The 18,893-nt window shown below is 40.5% G+C and carries 16 protein-coding genes and 5 pseudogenes; 4 read left to right on the top strand and 17 right to left on the bottom strand.

What is annotated here, in order from left to right; translation table 11 throughout:
- Positions 1-245: 245 nt before the first annotated feature.
- Positions 246-368 (top strand): annotated as a pseudogene (locus WA407_RS22485) (Tn3 family transposase); the annotation flags it as partial.
- Between the two features lie 289 nt (positions 369-657).
- Here WA407_RS22485 and WA407_RS22480 read toward each other — a convergent pair.
- A pseudogene (locus tag WA407_RS22480) lies at positions 658-1,779 on the bottom strand (NADH-dependent flavin oxidoreductase).
- Positions 1,780-1,948: 169 nt separating this feature from the next.
- Here WA407_RS22480 and WA407_RS22475 point away from each other — a divergent pair.
- Positions 1,949-2,377: a MerR family transcriptional regulator gene (locus WA407_RS22475; protein WP_254330395.1), complete on the top strand. Its 429-nt coding sequence runs from the start codon at positions 1,949-1,951 to the stop codon at positions 2,375-2,377.
- Positions 2,378-2,735: 358 nt separating this feature from the next.
- Here the strand turns inward: WA407_RS22475 and WA407_RS22470 are convergent, their stop codons facing one another.
- The 6 genes and pseudogenes from WA407_RS22470 to WA407_RS22445 all read right to left on the bottom strand — a co-directional run bounded on the left by WA407_RS22470 (position 2,736) and on the right by WA407_RS22445 (position 6,518).
- Positions 2,736-3,161 carry a MarR family winged helix-turn-helix transcriptional regulator gene (locus WA407_RS22470; RefSeq protein ID WP_061828400.1) on the bottom strand — a complete coding sequence of 142 codons (426 nt, stop codon included), beginning with the start codon at positions 3,159-3,161 and terminating at the stop codon, positions 2,736-2,738.
- 119 nt (positions 3,162-3,280) lie between these two features.
- A pseudogene (gene nfsA, locus WA407_RS22465) lies at positions 3,281-4,021 on the bottom strand (oxygen-insensitive NADPH nitroreductase).
- Between the two features lie 112 nt (positions 4,022-4,133).
- The gene (locus WA407_RS22460) at positions 4,134-4,391 is read right to left on the bottom strand and encodes an SDR family oxidoreductase (protein ID WP_336078410.1); all 258 of its coding nucleotides are present in this window, start codon (positions 4,389-4,391) and stop codon (positions 4,134-4,136) included.
- Positions 4,388-5,353 carry an NAD(P)H-dependent flavin oxidoreductase gene (locus tag WA407_RS22455; RefSeq protein WP_336078409.1) on the bottom strand — a complete coding sequence of 322 codons (966 nt, stop codon included), beginning with the start codon at positions 5,351-5,353 and terminating at the stop codon, positions 4,388-4,390. Before WA407_RS22455 ends, WA407_RS22460 begins: the two co-directional genes overlap by 4 nt.
- Before the next feature lie 38 nt (positions 5,354-5,391).
- Positions 5,392-6,417 (bottom strand): NtaA/DmoA family FMN-dependent monooxygenase, encoded by a 1,026-nt coding sequence (locus tag WA407_RS22450; protein ID WP_336078426.1) that lies wholly within the window; start codon positions 6,415-6,417, stop codon positions 5,392-5,394.
- On the bottom strand, positions 6,354-6,518 hold the full coding sequence (locus WA407_RS22445; RefSeq protein ID WP_336078408.1) for a hypothetical protein: 165 nt from the start codon (positions 6,516-6,518) through the stop codon (positions 6,354-6,356). Before WA407_RS22445 ends, WA407_RS22450 begins: the two co-directional genes overlap by 64 nt.
- A gap of 484 nt (positions 6,519-7,002) precedes the next feature.
- On the opposite strand from WA407_RS22445, the gene WA407_RS22440 reads away from it, so the two are divergent.
- On the top strand, positions 7,003-7,356 hold the full coding sequence (locus tag WA407_RS22440; protein WP_336078407.1) for a winged helix-turn-helix transcriptional regulator: 354 nt from the start codon (positions 7,003-7,005) through the stop codon (positions 7,354-7,356).
- A 58-nt stretch (positions 7,357-7,414) separates the two neighbouring features.
- Here WA407_RS22440 and WA407_RS22435 read toward each other — a convergent pair whose 3' ends face one another.
- From WA407_RS22435 to WA407_RS22420, 4 genes and pseudogenes are all read right to left on the bottom strand, one after another.
- Entirely contained in the window at positions 7,415-7,708 is a 294-nt protein-coding gene (locus WA407_RS22435; RefSeq protein ID WP_235309807.1) for a hypothetical protein, read from the bottom strand.
- Between the two features lie 373 nt (positions 7,709-8,081).
- Complete coding sequence (locus WA407_RS22430; protein ID WP_336078405.1) at positions 8,082-8,999, bottom strand: hypothetical protein; 918 nt, start codon at positions 8,997-8,999, stop codon at positions 8,082-8,084.
- Between the two features lie 555 nt (positions 9,000-9,554).
- A complete protein-coding gene (locus tag WA407_RS22425) occupies positions 9,555-10,376 on the bottom strand; it encodes a DUF2785 domain-containing protein (RefSeq protein WP_235309809.1) in 822 nt (273 codons plus the stop codon).
- A gap of 121 nt (positions 10,377-10,497) precedes the next feature.
- Positions 10,498-10,868 (bottom strand): annotated as a pseudogene (locus WA407_RS22420) (winged helix-turn-helix transcriptional regulator).
- A gap of 241 nt (positions 10,869-11,109) precedes the next feature.
- On the opposite strand from WA407_RS22420, the pseudogene WA407_RS22415 reads away from it, so the two are divergent.
- Positions 11,110-11,411: pseudogene (locus tag WA407_RS22415) on the top strand (NAD(P)H-dependent oxidoreductase).
- Positions 11,412-11,612: 201 nt separating this feature from the next.
- Here the strand turns inward: WA407_RS22415 and WA407_RS22410 are convergent.
- The 6 genes from WA407_RS22410 to WA407_RS22385 form a co-directional block, all read right to left on the bottom strand.
- Positions 11,613-12,041, bottom strand: a complete 429-nt coding sequence (locus WA407_RS22410; protein WP_235309810.1) for a hypothetical protein — start codon at positions 12,039-12,041, stop codon at positions 11,613-11,615.
- Positions 12,042-12,230: 189 nt separating this feature from the next.
- On the bottom strand, positions 12,231-15,659 hold the full coding sequence (locus tag WA407_RS22405) for a GH32 C-terminal domain-containing protein (protein WP_336078404.1): 3,429 nt from the start codon (positions 15,657-15,659) through the stop codon (positions 12,231-12,233).
- Between the two features lie 266 nt (positions 15,660-15,925).
- On the bottom strand, positions 15,926-16,282 hold the full coding sequence (locus WA407_RS22400) for a hypothetical protein (RefSeq protein ID WP_268820041.1): 357 nt from the start codon (positions 16,280-16,282) through the stop codon (positions 15,926-15,928).
- Positions 16,279-16,395, bottom strand: coding sequence for a hypothetical protein (locus tag WA407_RS22395; RefSeq protein ID WP_254330441.1), 117 nt, complete (start codon positions 16,393-16,395; stop codon positions 16,279-16,281). Before WA407_RS22395 ends, WA407_RS22400 begins: the two co-directional genes overlap by 4 nt.
- Before the next feature lie 40 nt (positions 16,396-16,435).
- Positions 16,436-16,486 (bottom strand): hypothetical protein, encoded by a 51-nt coding sequence (locus tag WA407_RS22390; RefSeq protein WP_254330439.1) that lies wholly within the window; start codon positions 16,484-16,486, stop codon positions 16,436-16,438.
- 914 nt (positions 16,487-17,400) lie between these two features.
- Positions 17,401-18,882 carry a glycoside hydrolase family 32 protein gene (locus WA407_RS22385; protein ID WP_250268375.1) on the bottom strand — a complete coding sequence of 494 codons (1,482 nt, stop codon included), beginning with the start codon at positions 18,880-18,882 and terminating at the stop codon, positions 17,401-17,403.
- Positions 18,883-18,893 lie beyond the last annotated feature (11 nt).

Raw genomic sequence — 18,893 nt, 5'->3', positions numbered from 1 at the left:
AATAGCACTAAGTTGGAAACGTTTCAATTATTTTTTGAAGCGCTTTTTTTCTGACTTTTTTCATTGCCTACCCCGCATATGAATTTCGTGCCACCTGATTCAATCACACCTATTCGCTTTTTATTCTATTTTTTTACAAACTTACTCAATGTACTTTTCGAGGCGACACAAACATGTATGGCACGCTCTATAAAATTAAAACTTAATTATTCCAGATTAAGTTGATGCGAATTGTAGATCTTTATTACATTCATGCTTCAACCAATCGTCAACCTAAATCCGAAGAAAAACCGATTGTTCTGGCATCGCTCATGGCTATGGGTACCAATATAGGCTTAACAAAAATGGCTGATGCAACGCCTAGTATCTTAGAATCATTACGTCCGCTGAACCAAGGATAGCATAAAAGCCGGTTACACCCTTAACGTGTGAAAACCGGCTATTTTTGTACTCAGAATTCCTTAGCGTTGTAAATCTGCGTTATGCTGGTGGTACCCCTTCAAGATCGAAACATTCGCAGTATGTGTGTCCGCGACAGTAAGAATTGCCCTACCGAACTACGGATGGACGGAGCACTTAAGAATTAGCAAAAGAAACCCGAAGTCTCATAAAAGACGCGGGTTTCTCGTCAATCTGAGTAGCCTTTAGGACTACTTTTTATTTCCCAATATTAAACCAACCGGGCATTGCTTGAATTACATTCCAGAGTTTTTCTGGAATATTAAGCTGGTCGAGTTTTGAAACGTTCAACTTAGAATCTACCTCGGCTTCTCGTCCATTTGCGACCATTTCAACCCAAGTAGGATTCATAATTAACGCATGCCCAATGGCAACTAGCGGCAATCCTAATTCCACAGCTTTAAGAGCATCATCCGGTGTTATTATGGAACCAGCAGCCATCACAGGTACCTTACCGTTTGCTCTTTCAAGAATTAATTCAAGCCGTGTTTTTTCATCTTGACTATCTACTGGCTTTGAAGACACATTATCTAATGAAGCATGTATATAATCCAAATTCTGTTCAACAAGAATATCGATTAATTCATACGTGTCTTTCATACGTAATCCGTCCACTTTGGAGGATTCTTCAGGTGAAAATCGGTATCATAAAATGAATGGTTTTGTAGCATGTTTTTCAATGACATTTTTGATTTCGTTAATAATCGCCAATGGAAAACGCAAGCGATTTTCAAGTGATCCTCCCCATTGGTCCGTCCGTTGATTCGTTGCTGGCGACCAGAAGTTTTGAATTAAAAATCCATGTGCCCCATGAATTTCGACGCCATCAAATCCGGCTTCTATCGCTCGTCTTGTTGTGTCTCCAAAAGCACGTACAATCGACAAAATCTCCTCATGTGATAGTTCTCTTGTTTCTGGAGTTGAACCTAAATTAGTAATTTCGGGTTGCAATGCACTCGCACTAACTGCATCCAATTCGGGCAAAGCTTTATTGCCAGCATGAAAAATCTGTAGGATCGCAGGAGAGCCTCCACTTTTCGCTGCCTCAGCTAATTTTCGTAAACTTGGAGTAAATTCATCATTGTACCCGGCGAATTCATTCGTAAAACCCTGTCCATTCGGTGTAACATGAGTACACCCTGTAATGACGAGTCCTACTCCATTCACTCTTTGTTTGTAATACTTTACTTCGTCATCCGAAATGGTAAGATCGTCATTGCTTGACCAGGTTGTCATAGGTGCCATAACAATTCTATTCTTCATTGTTATTCCACTTCTGAATGTGAAGGATTCAAATAACCTACTATATTTTTGATTCATTTCTTTAACCTCGCTATCATATTTTATTTTCTGTTTCAGTGTAATTGGTTACCGTTACAGTAGGTCAAGGATTTATTTTTATATGATTACATATAGAATTGTTGTGCTTTCATTCTCTTTATGATATATATTTAGTTACAGTAACTGTAACTAAAGGTGGGACAAGTAGATGTTGTATTCAATGACATACGTAGTGGAGAATTTAAATGTATCTGCAAAAACACTTAGGTTTTATGAAGAGCAGGGGATATTACCAAATATATCTCGTGACGAAAAAGGCCGTAGAGTTTATAACCAACAACAAATAGATTGGATTTCTTTTATTCGTTGTCTCAAAGAGACAGGAATGCCTCTTTCAAAAATCAAGGATTACAAGGAACTTTATGAATTGGGAAATAGCACCTTTTTGCAAAGAAAGGAGATGTTGATACAGCATAAATTGGAACTTCAGAAGAAAATTGACGAAAGTTTTAAACACATGGAAGAAATAAACTATAAAATTGCCATGTATGAACTTCAGAAAGAAGAGGTTATGAAAAACCCTAACTATAACTTTAAATGTCACGGTCACGGCCTGGAGATTAAGACGGTGAATTAATGTAATGTATTTCCGCTAACGGGAAACGATAGTTCAATCTCCAACTAAGACTAGGCTGCCGATCAATGTGGGCAGCCTAGCTCTGTCTTTGCACATTAACGTAAACAACCCAACAAGATAAATGTAGGTTTATTCCATACGTTTGAGACGCTGGTATTTCTCCAATCATAGCGAAATTCCCAGAACTTATATTTAACATATTTATCCATCTACTTTGCCCTTGTGACAGCGACGCTGGTACTACCCCTTCTTCGGATGATTACACATAGGGATGCAGCCAATAATAATACACCCTTCTCGTTGTGTTATTAAATCAGCAATGTTTAGCTTGCTAAATATATTAAAAAAGATGGAGAACTCATGATAGATTATTCTCCATTTGTTGCATTAATTGTCTTAATATCAGCCGATCTTCCGTAGAAATGGATTGAAGTAGTTTTTCCTGCTGTTGTCTCCATTTGACCTCAACCGGTGTCTCTAATTCTTTGCCTTTGTCCGTTAGGAAAATGCGCATTATTCTTGCATCTTGTTCATCACGTTTACGATATATAAATCCGTTCTGCTCCAATGATTTAACCATGTTCGTTACCGTAGGCGGTTCGCATTTTAAGTGTTCACATAGTTGCATTTGTGTTACCCCATCACCCAACCACAGACGATACAGCAAATTATCTTGCCCTACATAAAGGTTAAGTTCCCTGAGAGATTCACTATAATTTCGACGCATTTGGGAGGAGATTCGATCTAACGACTGACGAATATCACAATCCACTTGATCTGTCATTAATTCATCATCCCTCGATTCGAATGTTATTTAGCGGGCTAACTATATCACGACGAATTTGATGTGTCAAATTAATTTATGATGAACTTCCTTCTGGTCAAAAAAGTTTCTTCCCTGCTTCATTTTTTGGCATATCCCTGTTTGTGGAGATAGTCCATCATTTGTGGCTGAATACTTCTTTGCAGATGATCATGGATGTGGTCACTCCATCCTTTTACTTTTTTCGCTGAGAAAGGGGCCTTTACAGGTCGATTTTCATAATACTTCAACATGGTCTTATCATAAGTTGCTAATTTCAGTTTATCGAGTGTTTGATACTGGTTTTCATGTAAAACCATGGATTTAGGCAACCTTGGCTTGAGTTCAGGTTTATTTCCAGATGGACTACCAATACATAGTCCCACCAAAGGAATCACATACTTCGGTAAATTCAAAATTTCAGATAATTCATTAATGTTACTTCTCACACCACCAATAAAAACGCCACCAAGTCCAATAGATTCTGCTGCGGTTAAAGCATTTTGCGCCATAAGCCCGGCATCAAATGAACCGATTAAAAGAAATTCTATATATTCAAGGTCAACTTCAGGGGCGATTTGATGATTCCGGTGGAAATCTGAACAAAAAATCTAGAACTCTGCGGCTTCTTCAATATAAGGTTGATTAACCGAAAGTTGCATCACCTTTCTTCGAAGATCTGGATCTGTAATTCTAATAATAGAAACGGCCTGCAAAAGACTGAATGATGATGTTTGATTAGCTGCCTTAAAGATTTCTTCTCGTTGTTCTTGTGTCAGTGGTTGATTTGTGTAAGAACGAATGGACGTATGATTATGAAGTAATTTAAGGGTATTATTCATATGAATATCTCCTTCAATGTTATTATCATAAATAAAAGTGTTAGCAAAAATAGCAATGAGGTCTTAGTTATAGGTGGCCTCATATACTAACTCAATACAAAATTGCGTTACATTACAGACAATCCTCCATCAATTCATGATGAGCACCCGTAATATAAGAGGCTTCATCACTCGCAAGAAACAAAGCAAGGTTCGCTACCTCTTGAGACTGACCTAATCTTTTGATGGGAACTTGTTGTGCCCGTTCTTCAATTGCCTTTTCACTTAGAGCTTTAGTCACAATGTTTGTTTGTATAGGTCCTGGTTGAATTAGATTTATCCGAATTTGATCAGTGGCAAACTGTAGGAAAAAAAATTTTGAGATCTTCATCCGATGGTTTTAACAATTTCATCAATCACTTCTTGACACGTTAGAATTTGCTGAATACCACCAGCTGATTCGGATACACTAACGGTCCCATTAACCAGATCGCCATCTAACATTCCTATTTTGAACCCTTCTCCATAATATTTGTATGCTTCTGCAGGCTTTCCTTGATTAATGAGTTCTAACGCTTTTTTGCCCGCTTCTGTAGGAATGGTTCTCAAATGTCCTGTACCTGATTTAAATTCAATAAACTCTTCACTTTTTACCTTAATGATGGCTTTCTTTGTTTCCATACTAGCTGGATTTTCTTTGGTCACTATAAACCTTGTTCCCATATATACACCTTCTGCACCCATAGATAGTGCTGCTTTCGCTCCCCGACCATCTATAATTCCTCCAGCAGCAATAACAGGGATTTTTACAAGTGAAGTGATTTGTGGAACAAGGGAAAGCGTACTAATTTTATAATCACTCATATGACCACCAGCCTCATAACCTGTAACGATAAGGGCATCCACTCCTGTTTTCTCAGCTTCTAGAAGCTTTTCTACAGTCGGACTTAAGTCTCTGTAAACGACCTTAATGTCATGTTTTTTAAGTCGTTTCAGTTCACGATCGACCACATGTTGTCCAATGGCAATAACGTTTTTGACATTTTCTTTAACCAATACATCAAAAACTGCATTAGTAAAGGGGTCTTCTGTAGCCCCTCCCATTGGGAAAATGTAGTTTACTGCAAATGGTTTATTCGTTAATGCTTTAACCTTGCGAATTTCCTTCGTTATTCGATCTGCCATATCCTCTGCACTTATTGCTTTTTCCGTTTGGCCAGCATTTGGCCCCAACACACCCATTCCACCTGCATTGGAAACTGCTGCAACAAATTCCGCGGAAGTGACCCATGTCATAGCAGCTGAAATAATAGGATACTCTATTCCCAGTAGTTCTGTAATTCGGTTTTTCATCAATGATTTCGCCTCTTGTTTAATTGATTTTTTTATTATTACTTCTTATACCTAGTTTCAGGGTAAGGTAGCCCTAAATTCCCCCGAAGTGTATCCTCCTCATATTCCTTTCGAAATATGCCTTTATCTTGCAATATGGGTACAACCAATTTAATAAAGTCCTCAAATCCTGCTGGATAATATTGTCTAATCAGCAAGACATCCATGACGCCTTCTTGATACCAATGTTCTATTTTTTCTGCAACATTCTCCGCAGCTCCCATCAATTGAGGTTTTGGCAATCTATAACCTTTAGGCATCCATGATTCGATTTCTCTTAGCTTTTCTAAGGCTTCTTTTTCCGTTTCACCAACGATGGGGCTATGTGAAGGCATAATCAGTAGATCGTTTGGTGAACGCCCTTGATTTTGCACTTTTCTTTTAAGTTCAGTAGTGAATCTCTTAAGATATTCAAACTGATCTCCAGGAGCCATGATGACTTCGGCATGCTGTGCAGCTATATCCATGAATTCCAAGGAAGTACCGGCTTGAAAGATGACCGGTCTGCCTTGTCGAGATCGACTAACATTTAATGGTCCCTCCACTGAAAAGTAATTCCCGGTATAATTTATTGGATGCATCTTACTCGGGTCATAAAATACCCCACTTTTCTTATCACGTATGAATGCATCGTCTTCGTACGAATCCCAGAGGCCTTCAATAATCTCTAAAAACTCCTTTTTCATGGGATAAAGATCTGCTTTCCTTAAATGGGACCGACTGTAATTGGCTAACCCTCCCGGATTAGAGGTGATCGCATTCCATCCTGCTCGGCCCTTGCTAATCTTGTCGAGTGAGGCTATTTGTCCAGCAACAGTAAATGGATCAGCATATGAAGTAGCTATTGTTGCGGTCAAGCCAATGGAATGAGTCACCATACTCAATGCAGACAAAATAGATACGCCCTCAAACATGCTTAGATAGTGTGGTATCATGCCAGGTCCAATATGACTTACGTCTGCTAAAAAGATGAGGTCGAACCTTCCCTGTTCAAGTTGCCTGGCTTTTTGAACGTAGTAATCAATATTTTCACTGGCATCTGCTGGAATAGCGGGGTGTCTCCATCCCGTGTGATTCCAACCAACCCATCAATAATCCCTCCTATTTTTAACTTTCTTCCTTCCATTGTTGAATGATCTCCCTTTCATGAGGTTCTTTAAAGTTACAGTCAAAAAAGGAAAGCAGGTTATCTAATTGCTCTGGAAAATCATTTACCCCAATAATTCTCTGGACCTTAGCAATGCTCACATGGTCCAGCCATCAGCTGCAGAAGTCCTAATGTTTTGGAGACTTTTCTTAGCATCACTTCCGTAATAGACATGAACGAAGTCTAAAATCGAAAGCTGTAGTCTATTTCCTGTATTCACTTATCAGTAACTCCTTTCTGTGTTATATTTATTTAGCTTACTAAATATAAAAACGCAATCTTAGTTACCCTATTAAACTATAAAACGAAAACAAGAACATTATCCTTTCGCATTTTAGGTTAATTAAAATTAATTGTTTTGGTTTGTTGACACAATCATAAAGTCATTATGTTCATTTGCAAAGAGGGCAATATAAATGAACATAGTACAACTTTTTGTACCTTAAGATTAGGAGTGATATCAATGAGGGTCTGTAATGAAGGATTTGATAAAGAATTTATGGATGAAAAAAGGGATATGTACGCGATAGCATTTACCCAAAATGTTCTTTCAGGACGTTGGAAATATTTTATATTATGGTATTTAAAAGGAGAAACACGCCGTTATACGGATATAAAAAAATTTCTTGGAGGTTTATCACAAGGCTCTCTCACAAAGCAGCTTAAAGAGTTGGAGAACGATGGAGTTATTAAACGTAATATTTATCCGGAAGTTCCTCCGCGAGTAGAGTATTCATTAACAGGCAAGGGAATCAAATTACTACCGATCCTTGAGAAGATGGAGGAATTCGGTAAGGAATACGGCGAAAAACCTTAATCTGATGAAGTTTCCAAACAAGCTTATTACCGAAATTTTGAATCCAAAGAAAACATTTTTATTTAAGTCTTTCCATCATCTCTTCGACAATTTGAAAAAGCCAATGAACATGTTCATCATTGGGTTTATTGAACCATTTATCCCAATCTAAACCCGAATGAGGATACTGTAGGGCAGGGTATTCAACTGGATTGGTGAATGGTCTGTACTTCATCACGTTATCTTCCAGTGTTTGAAATCCTAACTCTTTAACAAATTTCTTTGTCATTGTGGAATTCCCTGCACAACAACCACCATTTAACCAATATACATGCTTTAATTGTTCCTTCAAATATTCATCATTTATTTTCATTGTAATCCTCCTCAATTTTTTAATATTGAGGGAGGTGACGGATTCTTATTGGTTTTCTGTAACTGTAAAACCACATAGTAAATCCCCCTTTCATAATCTTAATCAATCGTATTCGACATATTTTAGTTAATTCCTTCCTTCTCGTTATCCTGCCCGTTAGCGTAACAAGGCTGCCATTCAATCCACGGCAGCCTCATGGTTTAGTTTATTGAGTTGCCTCAACAAAGACCTCTTCTTTTGCTTCCCGTTTTGCGGTTTCAATCAGTGTTTAGACAATCTTTTACATATGTGAAATTTGCAACTTTCCCCTCTAAGCCTTTCCTCATCCTGGTCACTTCCTCTTCCATCATGAGCTCCCTTCTAAAGGAAGTCTTTATGCATAGGTATACTCCGGTCCCAATCGTTCGATAACTTGATCCAACTGTCTGGTTAGATAAGGCGAAACGTCACCAATGCCAGCCACTGCTTCTAACAAGGGAAAGGGTTGCCCACTCCACGGGCCTCGTGGATCAAAGACTTGTCTACCGATTCGCAATCCTCCTATTTCCTTGAAGATGTTCAATCGTTCCAATCCTTCAATAAGCAGCCCGACCGGCAGCGTTTTGTTCCTACGTCGGGACCATTCTGCCAAGAAGGACATGCCGCGTAATATATCATATTCAAAAAACCTCGGAAAGCAAGGCTTCAGCCATTCCATATCGATGACGCTTCTATTTTGTTTAGAACATACAAGACGATGCTCAATTAAATAACGTGCGCCTTCATCTAAGAAAACGACTTCCTGTTCAGTAAATTCACGGTCTGTATGCCATAAGATAGCTTCAAGCGGAGGAAGTGTTGAAACAATAGAGCTCTTTTTAGAATGAGTATAAGCTTCAGGGTCGCAGTTCAGCCCGCCATCAGGTAACTGATGCTTTAAGAGCCATTCGCGAATCCAAGGCAGTTCCTTGTCCAAATCACAGCCATACGCCATTAGAATCATATAGTATACGGCAAGTTCACAATGGCAGCAATCCATCTTCATCTTATCACTTTCACTTGTTGGATGGTCATCGGCGGATATGATGAAGGTCGGCCAGACCTGAGTTTCGAGTAAATATTTTGCTCCGACAATAGCAGACTCGGGAATTAGTTTCACCTCTCCCATTTCATAAAGAGCAGCCATATGCCACCAAGCTCCATCCCATTTTCGACGGCTGCACTCGCCGTGAGTCATCCCCAAATGGGGAGTAGATTCAAGGAACTGTATAGATTCTTCGATTGCTAAACGAATAATTCGATTTGTTTCCATCTGGGTATCTCCTTTTTGATTACCTCTACTTCATGCTTCAGTTAAGCAACGCTCACCTCGTATACCCTTCCACTCTTAAAAAATTCGATATGTTATTAACCCATCCTGTCCGTTAGCTCAACAGGCAGCCGATATTACGGCAACCTATTCTTATGATACCATCGTGTTGCGTTAATTATCTTAATCTCTAGATTTGTTACAAATCAAATTCATGAGATTAGTAAAATACTGTTTAATATGTTTTTTCGGAATTAAGATTACTTGTTGAACTAAACTGCCCGTTAGCTTAATGTAAAACGGAGCAGCTGCTGACAGCAAACTGCTCCGTTTAAATTTAAAATAATGCGTCCCAATCGTCTAATAATTGCCGCATATAAAAAATGAGTTCTTCGATGACAGAATAACTTCACGTCTTGAACAATGGAGATTTATCTGAACCACCAATCGAATCAACTGTGAAAAATATGGAGATGAAGTGTCCTCTGGGGGCTACTGTTTTTACTGAACTTGAAGTGAGACGAACAAGTGAGGGGGCGTTCCCCACTTTATTCTTAACTAGGAATAGTATACTTGTTCTACTTTATATAATGTATGCTCGATAGTTGGACAAAGTTCGGCATCTACTTTGTGAAATTTAACTCGAAAGTACAAACTTTTCAAGAAGTTCTTTATATTATTTTTTTGCTTAAAGGCATGAAGAAATTCTGGATTTTTCTCCACGTCACCAAAACTTTGGATCCATTTCTCTACATAGGTCTGACTAAGTATTTTTCTATTTAAAACACTAATTACGGATTTCACCATTCTTTCATCTTCCCCATCGGAGTAAACTCGATCTGATATGGTCATCTTTTCATAAACCAAATCGAGTATGGTTAAGAGGTCTTTTTTGTCCAGTTCGGAACATTGGGCCAGATCGTCCAAAGCATCTGCTGCATGAGCTATGGCATGAGCCCATCCTTTTTCTTCATCATACCCACGGTAATCTCGCTCCTTATGTATATTACAAAATACTTTCTCTTTGATCTGATGAATATGCTCACTTGAGAGAAATGGTGACTCCCTGTGCCTCATAAGGAGAAGCGGTATAACTAGCATAGAGAAAGATCTAGTGAAGACAGAGTCTGTATTTATTTCATCAAGCCTGAAAAGCAAATGGTTTTTATCCAAAACAACGGGTAGGAGTTGTTCCAATTCGTTTACAGTTAGAGCATTACCAGGAATCCAATTGGATAAGGTTGTATAAATTAGCTCATCACGTAATTGGGCATCTAAAGAACCGATGTTATTCATCATCTCTTGTATCAATTGGAATGTATCGGAAGGTGCTTGGTAGTCATTTGCTTTTATCAATATCAACTTTTCTTTTAGATTCATTTTACACACTCCTACTATATTGCTATTCATTTTAATCATCTCTATTTTAGTAACATTCCAAGCTAGTTCATGTATAACTGAACATCATACTTTTGAGCACCTTTGTTTACTTTGTACAGACCTAAAACTCTTCCAAAACCTTGGATTTGTCGCCATGAACCTTTTCCAGGTGATCCTCTCCCCAATAGCATAAATGGTCTAGCGCGGGCTTTAATCCCCAGCCGTAGGAAGTTAGCTCATACTGCACTTTGGGTGGGATCTCTTTATAAACCTTTCGTGCAACAATCTCATTCTTTTCCAGGCCTCTTAGTTGAGTGGTCAGCACTTTTTGCGTAATGCCGGGGATTAACCGGCGAAGCTCAGACGTCCGTTTCTGTCCTGTCATCAAATGATAGATGATTAAAGGCTTCCATTTCCCCCCATTACTTCTAATGCCGCCTCCACTCCAACTTTATACTTCTTTTGAACGCTATTTTCCCTCTTTTCAGTCATCTCTTATTCCTCCGTTAAAAGGCTGTGTTTTTCCTACATAACATTCATTCACTTCAGTCCATTATTCAGGTAAGTTTCTAGGGCATCTATCTAGGGCACTTCCATGTTCCTAAGGGACCTGTATCATCCTATAGAACTTGAAAGTACGTACTTCCAGATTATTTTAGTACTGTTATAATAGCATCAGCCATTGATCATGGCTACAAGTTAGCTGTTGAGAAAGGTAGTGAAGAATTCAAGTATGAGAGTATTAAGCGTTGTTTCGCACCCGATAAAAATTCCCTGACCTCTAAGGTTGCCGATCGTTTCGTACAAGGTCTTGCCGAGGCTGGCCACGATTACGAGATATTGGATTTACATGGGATTGGCTTTGACCCTGTTTTAAAGGGAGTAGATGAACCTGACTGGTCAGCTGCGGAACAGTCCTTTACCCCTGAAAAGGTTGAATTTTTATACGAGACTTTAGACTCCAATCCCAAGCACTATGAGATGCTGCTTAACCAAGCTCATCATTTAGGGTTGAATTATGCCAAGGAACAGTAGCCTTAAGTTAAGTCTGAACTCTATGGAGTCTGTCCAAGGAAATGCGATAAAATAATAATACGAAATTGCACCTTATTTGAGCAGAGAATTTCAAATTTATTTTGAGCTTATTTTGTCAGAACGCCCGGAGCGCCCGCAACGTTTTGGGCGTCCTTCTTCCTTTTCATTGGCATTTGTTCGAACGGAAATGTAGGTATTGCGCTAATCCTCATCCGGATGTTCGAGCAGCCTCAGCTTTGGCATATGCATCTCTGGAATATACTTCAGGGATTCCTGACGAATGATATCCACATCACCGGAGTCTACCAAGCTCCGCGTCAGGGCAATAGTCTCCGGGTTCATTATTGCAATCAAGCTGGTTACGGCACGACCAGACAAAGAATGAAAAGTTGCCCGATCATGCAACTGGCGGTACAGCTCATCATGAGACATGCCAAATGGTAAAAAGGCAATCTCTCCCGTAAAGCAAGTAATACCTCTGTGGATATGTCCGCCCACCATCATGCCTGCTCCTGAGAAACAAACTTCAATAAATGTCGCAACCGCAACTGACTTTTCTTCATCATATCCCTGCTTCTGATAGAACCCATACACGGTCAGATTCATGTTGTTATCCACAATGACTTCCATCTCATGCTTTTCACGGCGGAATATTAGATTGTCTCTCCTGCCAGGATGGCAACCGTATAAGTTAGAGAATGACTCTTCACTTCAGCCTTGATGATGATGCAGGCAACATAAGAAACACTGCATCCTGCAGGACAACGGGCTCCCCATTGACAAGGTTTACTGTATAAATCGATTTCTGTGCTGCGGCATTTACAAGGCTGACATGATGATGTTTGCAAGTTCATCGTTGCTCACATTGACGTTTTGATAAGATGCGTAGCCGCCAAATACATGAAGTCCAAAGTGGCCTTCTGCAAAAGTACCATCCATTACATCTATGACTTTTTGTCTATCCACATAAACTACAATATGCGGTCCATTCGCTTCTATTTTCACCTTATAAGTTTGACCTGGCTGAATGAAAGTCGGTACTTTCGCAAGAACCTGCCGTTCTTCAAATCCTCCATTAATTTTATAGAACAGACGGATCGCCTTCATGTTAGGGTCTAGATTCAGATAGTAACCACTGCGCCCATCCTCGCTAGCCCTGAACAAAATAGAACCTGCTCCTCCTGTTTCACCAAGCATCATGTCTGCTTCATACGTAAAATTCCCAGCCTTCTCTTTAGCGATATAATTCGCATCGCTGAAATAATTACCACGAATCCCATTCTCGCTAACTAACCATGAAGCAGCAGACAGATCTTTGGTCCATCCACTCAGGTTTGTCCGGAACTCACCACCTGTGACTTTAACGAGCACACTAGCGGATGCTTTACCATTCGGAGTAGATACGGTGATCGTGGACTCCCCTTCTTTTTTCGCCTCAATAACCGCCTGTGAATTGTCTACCACGTCTATGGCTATTACTTCTTTATTGCTGGACTCCCACTTAAGCGGTTGAACGCCAAAACCTGGTTTGTACTCGACCATTGCCTGCAGTGTGTCCGACTCCCCTATACCCAGTTCCCGAGCCCTCGTATCCATCTTTATCTGAGCTTTTGAATTAATGTCCTCATTCCAGACGGATTGAAGTTGATGCACTTTCAAGGAAACAACGTTCACATTCCCGCCTTTCACGTAAAAACTCATCGCTCTACTGGCTGGATTCGGAAATATAACATCTGAAAAGACGATTTTGCCGCCGTTACCAAAGGCTTCAACGGAAGACTCATCCACAAGAATACGCATCTTGACCCGATTATTCTCCATTTGCATCGGCGCTTCATGTTTTTTATTGAAAAGGCTGGAAAAGTCCGTTACTCCAGATGCATTTCGGTCCACAAACATTTTACTCTCGCTTGCGGTATAACCCACAACCGTCTTCTGATTTGCACCCTCACGAATGTTAAAGCCGAACTCGGTCACTGTGCTGGCTTCAGGGATTTCAATTTCGGCTTCAATTTCGTAAGCACCTGAAATAATGCCTTTTAGCAGGTTCCCAGAAGAAGGACTCACCCCTTTATTAGAAGCAGAGTACAACGGTTTACGCAACGATTCCAATTCTTTAATTGGACTTTGTGCCATGCGAATTCCATCTTCGGTCGTTACCAATGATACTTCTCTCGGAATGGTTAGTTCACCTTTCCAATTCGTCGTTGGGAAAGCGAACGGATAGTCCCAATTCGTCATCCACGCCATCATCACTCTGCGATGATCAGGCATGTTAGCAAAAGACATCGAAGCGTAAAATTCTTTACCAAAATCTGTTCTTAGTACCTTACCCGCCGGATTATCATTCACGAATTTACCATCAGCTGTTAAACGACCGATAAAATACTCGGCATCTGATCCACCAGTTTTTGGATTCGCTCCCGTACTGATCATCATAACCCACTTCTTCTGTGACGTTCCGTCTACCGGAAGCTGGAACAAATCAGGGCATTCCCATACACCTCCGCGGACGTAATCCCCGTATCCCCAATTATCTGTCAATGTCCAGTCAAGTAAATTCGTTGACGTATAGAAACGAATATTATCTCCTCCGGACACAACCATAACCCATCGGTTATTCTCGTCATCATAGATCACTTTCGGATCGCGGAAATCCCATCCCCCAGGGTCTTCTCCGCTCTTACCTGGGTTCTCAATCACGATCGGGCGGTCCTTCGAATATTCCCAAGTGCGACCTTGGTCCTTGCTGTATGCCAGACCTATACGCTGGTTCCCATTCGGGCCATCCGGATTAAAGGAAGTATAGTATGCAATAAGGCCCTTACCTCCTGAATCCCCGAATAAACCGGATGCATTCGTCATATCCGCAACAGCCGATCCAGACCAGACATGTCCGTGATCATTCCACGGAAGTGCAATCGGAAGCCGCTTCCAGTTCAGCAAATCTTTACTGACAGCATGCGCCCATGTGCCTCCATCCTGATGGAAGAGATGATATTCTCCTTCGAAGTAGACAAGTCCATTCGGATCACTTGCTGAACCACGTATTGGCGTGTAGTGATACTGAGGACGATATATTTCGTTATAATATTGGCTCGATTCCGTCACATAAGTATCCTGGAAGTAAGCCGTCCCCTGATTGACGACGATTCCGGTATTTCCATTCGTGTAGGTTGAATCTTTCACGTCGATCGCGGCCGTAGTGTATCCGTCCAGGAAGACCTGAATTCGATTTCCCTTTGCCTTGATCTCCACATGATGTTTGGCTCCCATCTGACTCGGATAAGTACGCAGTGAACTTGCAATTATTGTTCCTTTCGTATTCGTCAAACTTACACGGACCTGATCTCCTTCCTTCGTAAGAGTAGCTTCATATCCATCAGATCCATCGGCGGAGGAACGAAATGCGAGAGCCGCAACAGAATCAGGACGAAGGATAATATTCCCTTCATACACAATATCATCCGCCTGTTTGTTATAGATTTGCTGTGCCTTGCTCTCATGTGCTATCGTCCCTCTTTTGCCGCTGATATCAGGCTGCCATTTTCCCTTACTTGCAACCACTGTACCCAAATTACCTTTCAGATCGCTCACCACGATGTTCGAAAACAAGGCGGATCCATCCCATACATGAAGTCCCAGCTTTCCGCTTCGATACGTAATGTCCTGAACATCAATCAAAGGTTTATATTGATTGCCCCAATATACTTTTAGCGAGGAACCCACTGCCTTCACTTTGAGATGATAGATCTGCCCCGCTTCAACAGAAACTTTACGCTCCTCCTTTAATTTCCCATCTCCATTCCTTGCATCTCTTAACCGAATCAGACCTGTACCCGGAATGATTTGGAGCATGTACGAGCTAAAACCATCCTCATTAGAACGGAACAACAACGTGGCGTCTGCCTTTGTATCCCTGATCTTGACATCAGCTTCATAGATAAAATCATCGGACACCGTCTCGGAGATGGCCGTTACATTTTCTTTAGGCTGCGAAGTCAGCAAGATTCCTTCTGAAGTATACTCTAATAACCCTTTCCCTTTCACTTGCCAGCCTGTCAAATTGGCGTTTGATTTGGTAGCGTTTTCAAAAATGGAAAGCTCCTTCTTTGCCTGTTTACTTGCTTCCTGATCAGCGAACACAGCCCAACCCGTAGCCGGATTAGATGTAAAAACGCCAATTGAAGTCAGAGCTAACCCCGTTGCCATCAGAAGACATATTGCGAATTTAGATTTATCTTTCATTCCTTACCCTCTTTTCTAATGGAATTGAAAGTAGCGGTCAGCAACTCGAGCTTAACTGGGCGAGTCCTGGCAGCACAATATAATCAACAATGTGATCCAGTATGACACTAGAGCTTACATAGCCGTTCAGGTTCTGTAGCACAGCCTTTCGAATCAACGGGAACAGCTCTTAGCTGACTTAATTCACTTATGGGTGTTTGGATTAAGCAAATTCCCTCCGAATACGTCCTAAGCTGTATCTCTCGGGGGATTGACATGTGACCACGCTATTCTTCTGAAGAAAGAGTGGAAGCATAACGCCAATTGTTCATCCAGCCGACCCAAAACTTTCGCGCGTCCTCGTTCGGAATGCCATCCCAGGTCACGGCCGCGTAAAAGTCAGATCCGTAATCTATCCATTTGATCGTATCGTATGGTTCCAACGTTTCATCCAGTGTAAATACCTTACCGTCAAAGTTCCTTATAAAATCCAAACGATTTCTATCCCCGATACTTAGCATCAGAATCCACTTAGTGATATTGGGATCTTCATCCACTTGGATTTTAAATACCTCAGGACATTCAAAAATATCTCTCGATGGATACCCGGAATATCGGAATTGAAACCGCTTGCAAAAGATCATTCCTTAAGATTCGAAGACGTGTAAAATTCTACACGGTCTCTTACGGCAAGAACCCTTACCCACATTGACGATTCGTCATACCAAAACACCTGCGGATCACGAAAGTCTAGCATTTTCGTTGGGAACAAAACAGGGTTACCTTGGCTGTGTATCTTAAGGGGTATGTTGGTAGAACAGGTGATACTCTCCTTCATGGTAAACCATGCCGTTGGGATCATTCATCCAATTTTCCTTAGGCTAATAGTGTAATTGGGGCTGTATTTATCTTTATAAAAAATATTCACTGGTCCTTTTCTGCTACTTATCTCACCAGATAAATGTATTTCTTTAATGTTACTCACCCTCCTTTTAGGTTATTTAGGATCTTAATAGAAGTGATTCAACTAGCTTGGCAACTAAATTGGAATGCGTGCAAATAACTGCTTAGTGTACCTGAAAAATGCATCTCTTATGAACCAAAATAATCCAACAGCGTGCATTTGTCAATTTATTTTACTTCATGTCATATATTTTTGGATATAAGAGCTTGTTAATTTTACATTTGCACAAAAATATATTAAATAACTTGAAAATGGCAACTTTTATTTAATTTTATCTAATCGTCCTTCTTTATTTTGTAAACTAAATGTATCTACAAATGTTCACAAGTTCTTGTTCTTTCCGGCAAAGTAACCAAGCTCTTGGTCTCGCCGCGGCAGCTACAACACGTCCGATCCTCCTGTAAACGGTCCGATTTCTTCCCTATCTGGAACCCTCCCTTAAACCAAGCCTAGGTTGCAACCAGGAACGAAAAAAGGACGCTCATTAATCCATGAACGCCCTTGCTTCAGAACTCACAACTTTATTTGACACCTTAGTCACCCTATTTTGACTAAAGGGTGACTAAGGTGCTCATGTTTATTTTATTATTCACCTCTGATTTTTACAATTTTATGCTTCTTCATTCAAGACTAAATATCCACTCATTTGCCTTGAAAAAATATTAATTCTATCGCCTTAAAAAAAACGACACTACATATTTTCTGCAGTGTCGTTTTTAATCCGATTATCTTAAGTAATTAAGCGAGATAAAATCTTACTTTTCTTTTGCAAATATGAACTGCAATCTTTTCATCGAGTTATTCAGCTTGCCATATATCTTTCAATTTCCAATAGGTCAATTCATTTACTAGAGCCTCTCCACCCTCCGTTATGATTTCTATGCCTAGCAATTTCTCACTCGGATAGATGCGACTTGTCATCGTAGCTTGTCCTTCATTCGCAAACATTTCAATGGATGAGCGATCCAGATATACATGCAATGTCAGCTGCCCCCCAGCATTGAAGGCTGTTTGACGTACTCCATCTGTCTTCTTACCTGATTTAGAACAATTAAGCATAAGTTTCTGCTCCGGAATAGAATATGTGATAACCGTTTCTTCTCGACCTGTTCCACGAAACTTCAAGCCTACCATGTCTGCACTTGACTTCGTGAGGTCGAACACTACCTTAAGTTCAAGCAGGTCGGCTTCAACTTCCTTGAAGTAACTTCCAGAAATGGCGCCATATTGACACAAAATATGTTTACTTTGACGAAGCAACTTCATTTCTTCTACTGGATTCATCAGTACTTTATTATTGTCACCCAACGTAACTAAACGCGGGATCGTCATTGCTCCACACCAGCCGTCTGCTTTCGTCGGCATATCCGATTCCCACATATCCATCCAACCAATCGCAATGCGGCGACCTTGATCATCTAGAAAAGTTTGAACCGCATAGAAGTCATGACCATTATCCAACTCGATGAACTCTCCATGCTTATATTCATTACTATCATAATTATAATCGCCAACATAATATCCCGTCTGGAACAAGTTATTGTACTTATCTCCCTGCGCATCAATACCTTGTGGGGAGAACATAAATATATGCTTACCGTTCAGTTCAAAGAAATCAGGGCACTCCCACATGAAGCCCATATTCTTATCTCCCTGCAGAAGCACACCATGATAGGTCCAAGTTCTAAGGTCAGGAGATGTATATAGAATAACACGCGGCAGATCTTCTTTCGTGCTGTTACCTAGGATCATGTACCATGTATCCTCATGCTTCCATACCTTCGGATCACGGAAATGCTGGGAGCTATCTATCGGAGGTTCAGCGATTACGGGATTCTGCCTTATTTTTGTAAAATGAATACCATCTGTGCTTACTGCCACATTTTGATTTTGGAAAAAGATATTGTTTGGTTGATCAATATAGTGATGGCCAGTATAGATCAATGTCAGTTCGCCGTTATTATCTACTGCGCTTCCTGAGAAGCAGCCATCAAGATCACACGCATCTCCAGGTACTAATGCAATCGGACAATGCTCCCAATGTACAAGGTCTTTACTCTTCACGTGACCCCAATGCATTGGACCCCAGTTCTCATCATAAGGATGATGCTGATAGAAGGCGTGATATTCACCTTTAAATTGAATTAATCCATTTGGGTCGTTAATCCAGTTTGCTGGTGCCATAATATGATAACCTAATCGGTACCGCTTGTTCATTTTCGCTTCTGCCTGTTTCAATGCTTCCTCAGCTTGCTTCGTATTGTTATTATATGTGTTCATCTGTCTTCCTC

The sequence above is a fragment of the Paenibacillus sp. 203 genome (assembly GCF_037027525.1).
GTDB lineage: Bacteria > Bacillota > Bacilli > Paenibacillales > Paenibacillaceae > Paenibacillus > Paenibacillus polymyxa_B.
The sequence above is the reverse complement of the archived record's forward strand: the minus strand, read 5'-3'. Positions and strand labels throughout refer to the sequence as shown.

What these genes read in the sequence shown, in the direction of transcription:
- WA407_RS22475 (WP_254330395.1), top strand. Translation starts at nt 1,949, where the DNA reads ATGTTGTATTCAATGACATACGTAGTGGAGAATTTAAATGTATCTGCA.
- WA407_RS22470 (WP_061828400.1), bottom strand. Translation starts at nt 3,161, where the DNA reads ATGACAGATCAAGTGGATTGTGATATTCGTCAGTCGTTAGATCGAATC.
- WA407_RS22460 (WP_336078410.1), bottom strand. Translation starts at nt 4,391, where the DNA reads ATGAAGATCTCAAAATTTTTTTTCCTACAGTTTGCCACTGATCAAATT.
- WA407_RS22455 (WP_336078409.1), bottom strand. Translation starts at nt 5,353, where the DNA reads ATGAAAAACCGAATTACAGAACTACTGGGAATAGAGTATCCTATTATT.
- WA407_RS22445 (WP_336078408.1), bottom strand. Translation starts at nt 6,518, where the DNA reads ATGGAAGGAAGAAAGTTAAAAATAGGAGGGATTATTGATGGGTTGGTT.
- WA407_RS22440 (WP_336078407.1), top strand. Translation starts at nt 7,003, where the DNA reads ATGAGGGTCTGTAATGAAGGATTTGATAAAGAATTTATGGATGAAAAA.
- WA407_RS22435 (WP_235309807.1), bottom strand. Translation starts at nt 7,708, where the DNA reads ATGAAAATAAATGATGAATATTTGAAGGAACAATTAAAGCATGTATAT.
- WA407_RS22430 (WP_336078405.1), bottom strand. Translation starts at nt 8,999, where the DNA reads ATGGAAACAAATCGAATTATTCGTTTAGCAATCGAAGAATCTATACAG.
- WA407_RS22425 (WP_235309809.1), bottom strand. Translation starts at nt 10,376, where the DNA reads ATGAATCTAAAAGAAAAGTTGATATTGATAAAAGCAAATGACTACCAA.
- WA407_RS22410 (WP_235309810.1), bottom strand. Translation starts at nt 12,041, where the DNA reads ATGGAAGTCATTGTGGATAACAACATGAATCTGACCGTGTATGGGTTC.
- WA407_RS22405 (WP_336078404.1), bottom strand. Translation starts at nt 15,659, where the DNA reads ATGAAAGATAAATCTAAATTCGCAATATGTCTTCTGATGGCAACGGGG.
- WA407_RS22400 (WP_268820041.1), bottom strand. Translation starts at nt 16,282, where the DNA reads ATGATCTTTTGCAAGCGGTTTCAATTCCGATATTCCGGGTATCCATCG.
- WA407_RS22395 (WP_254330441.1), bottom strand. Translation starts at nt 16,395, where the DNA reads ATGCTAGACTTTCGTGATCCGCAGGTGTTTTGGTATGACGAATCGTCA.
- WA407_RS22385 (WP_250268375.1), bottom strand. Translation starts at nt 18,882, where the DNA reads ATGAACACATATAATAACAATACGAAGCAAGCTGAGGAAGCATTGAAA.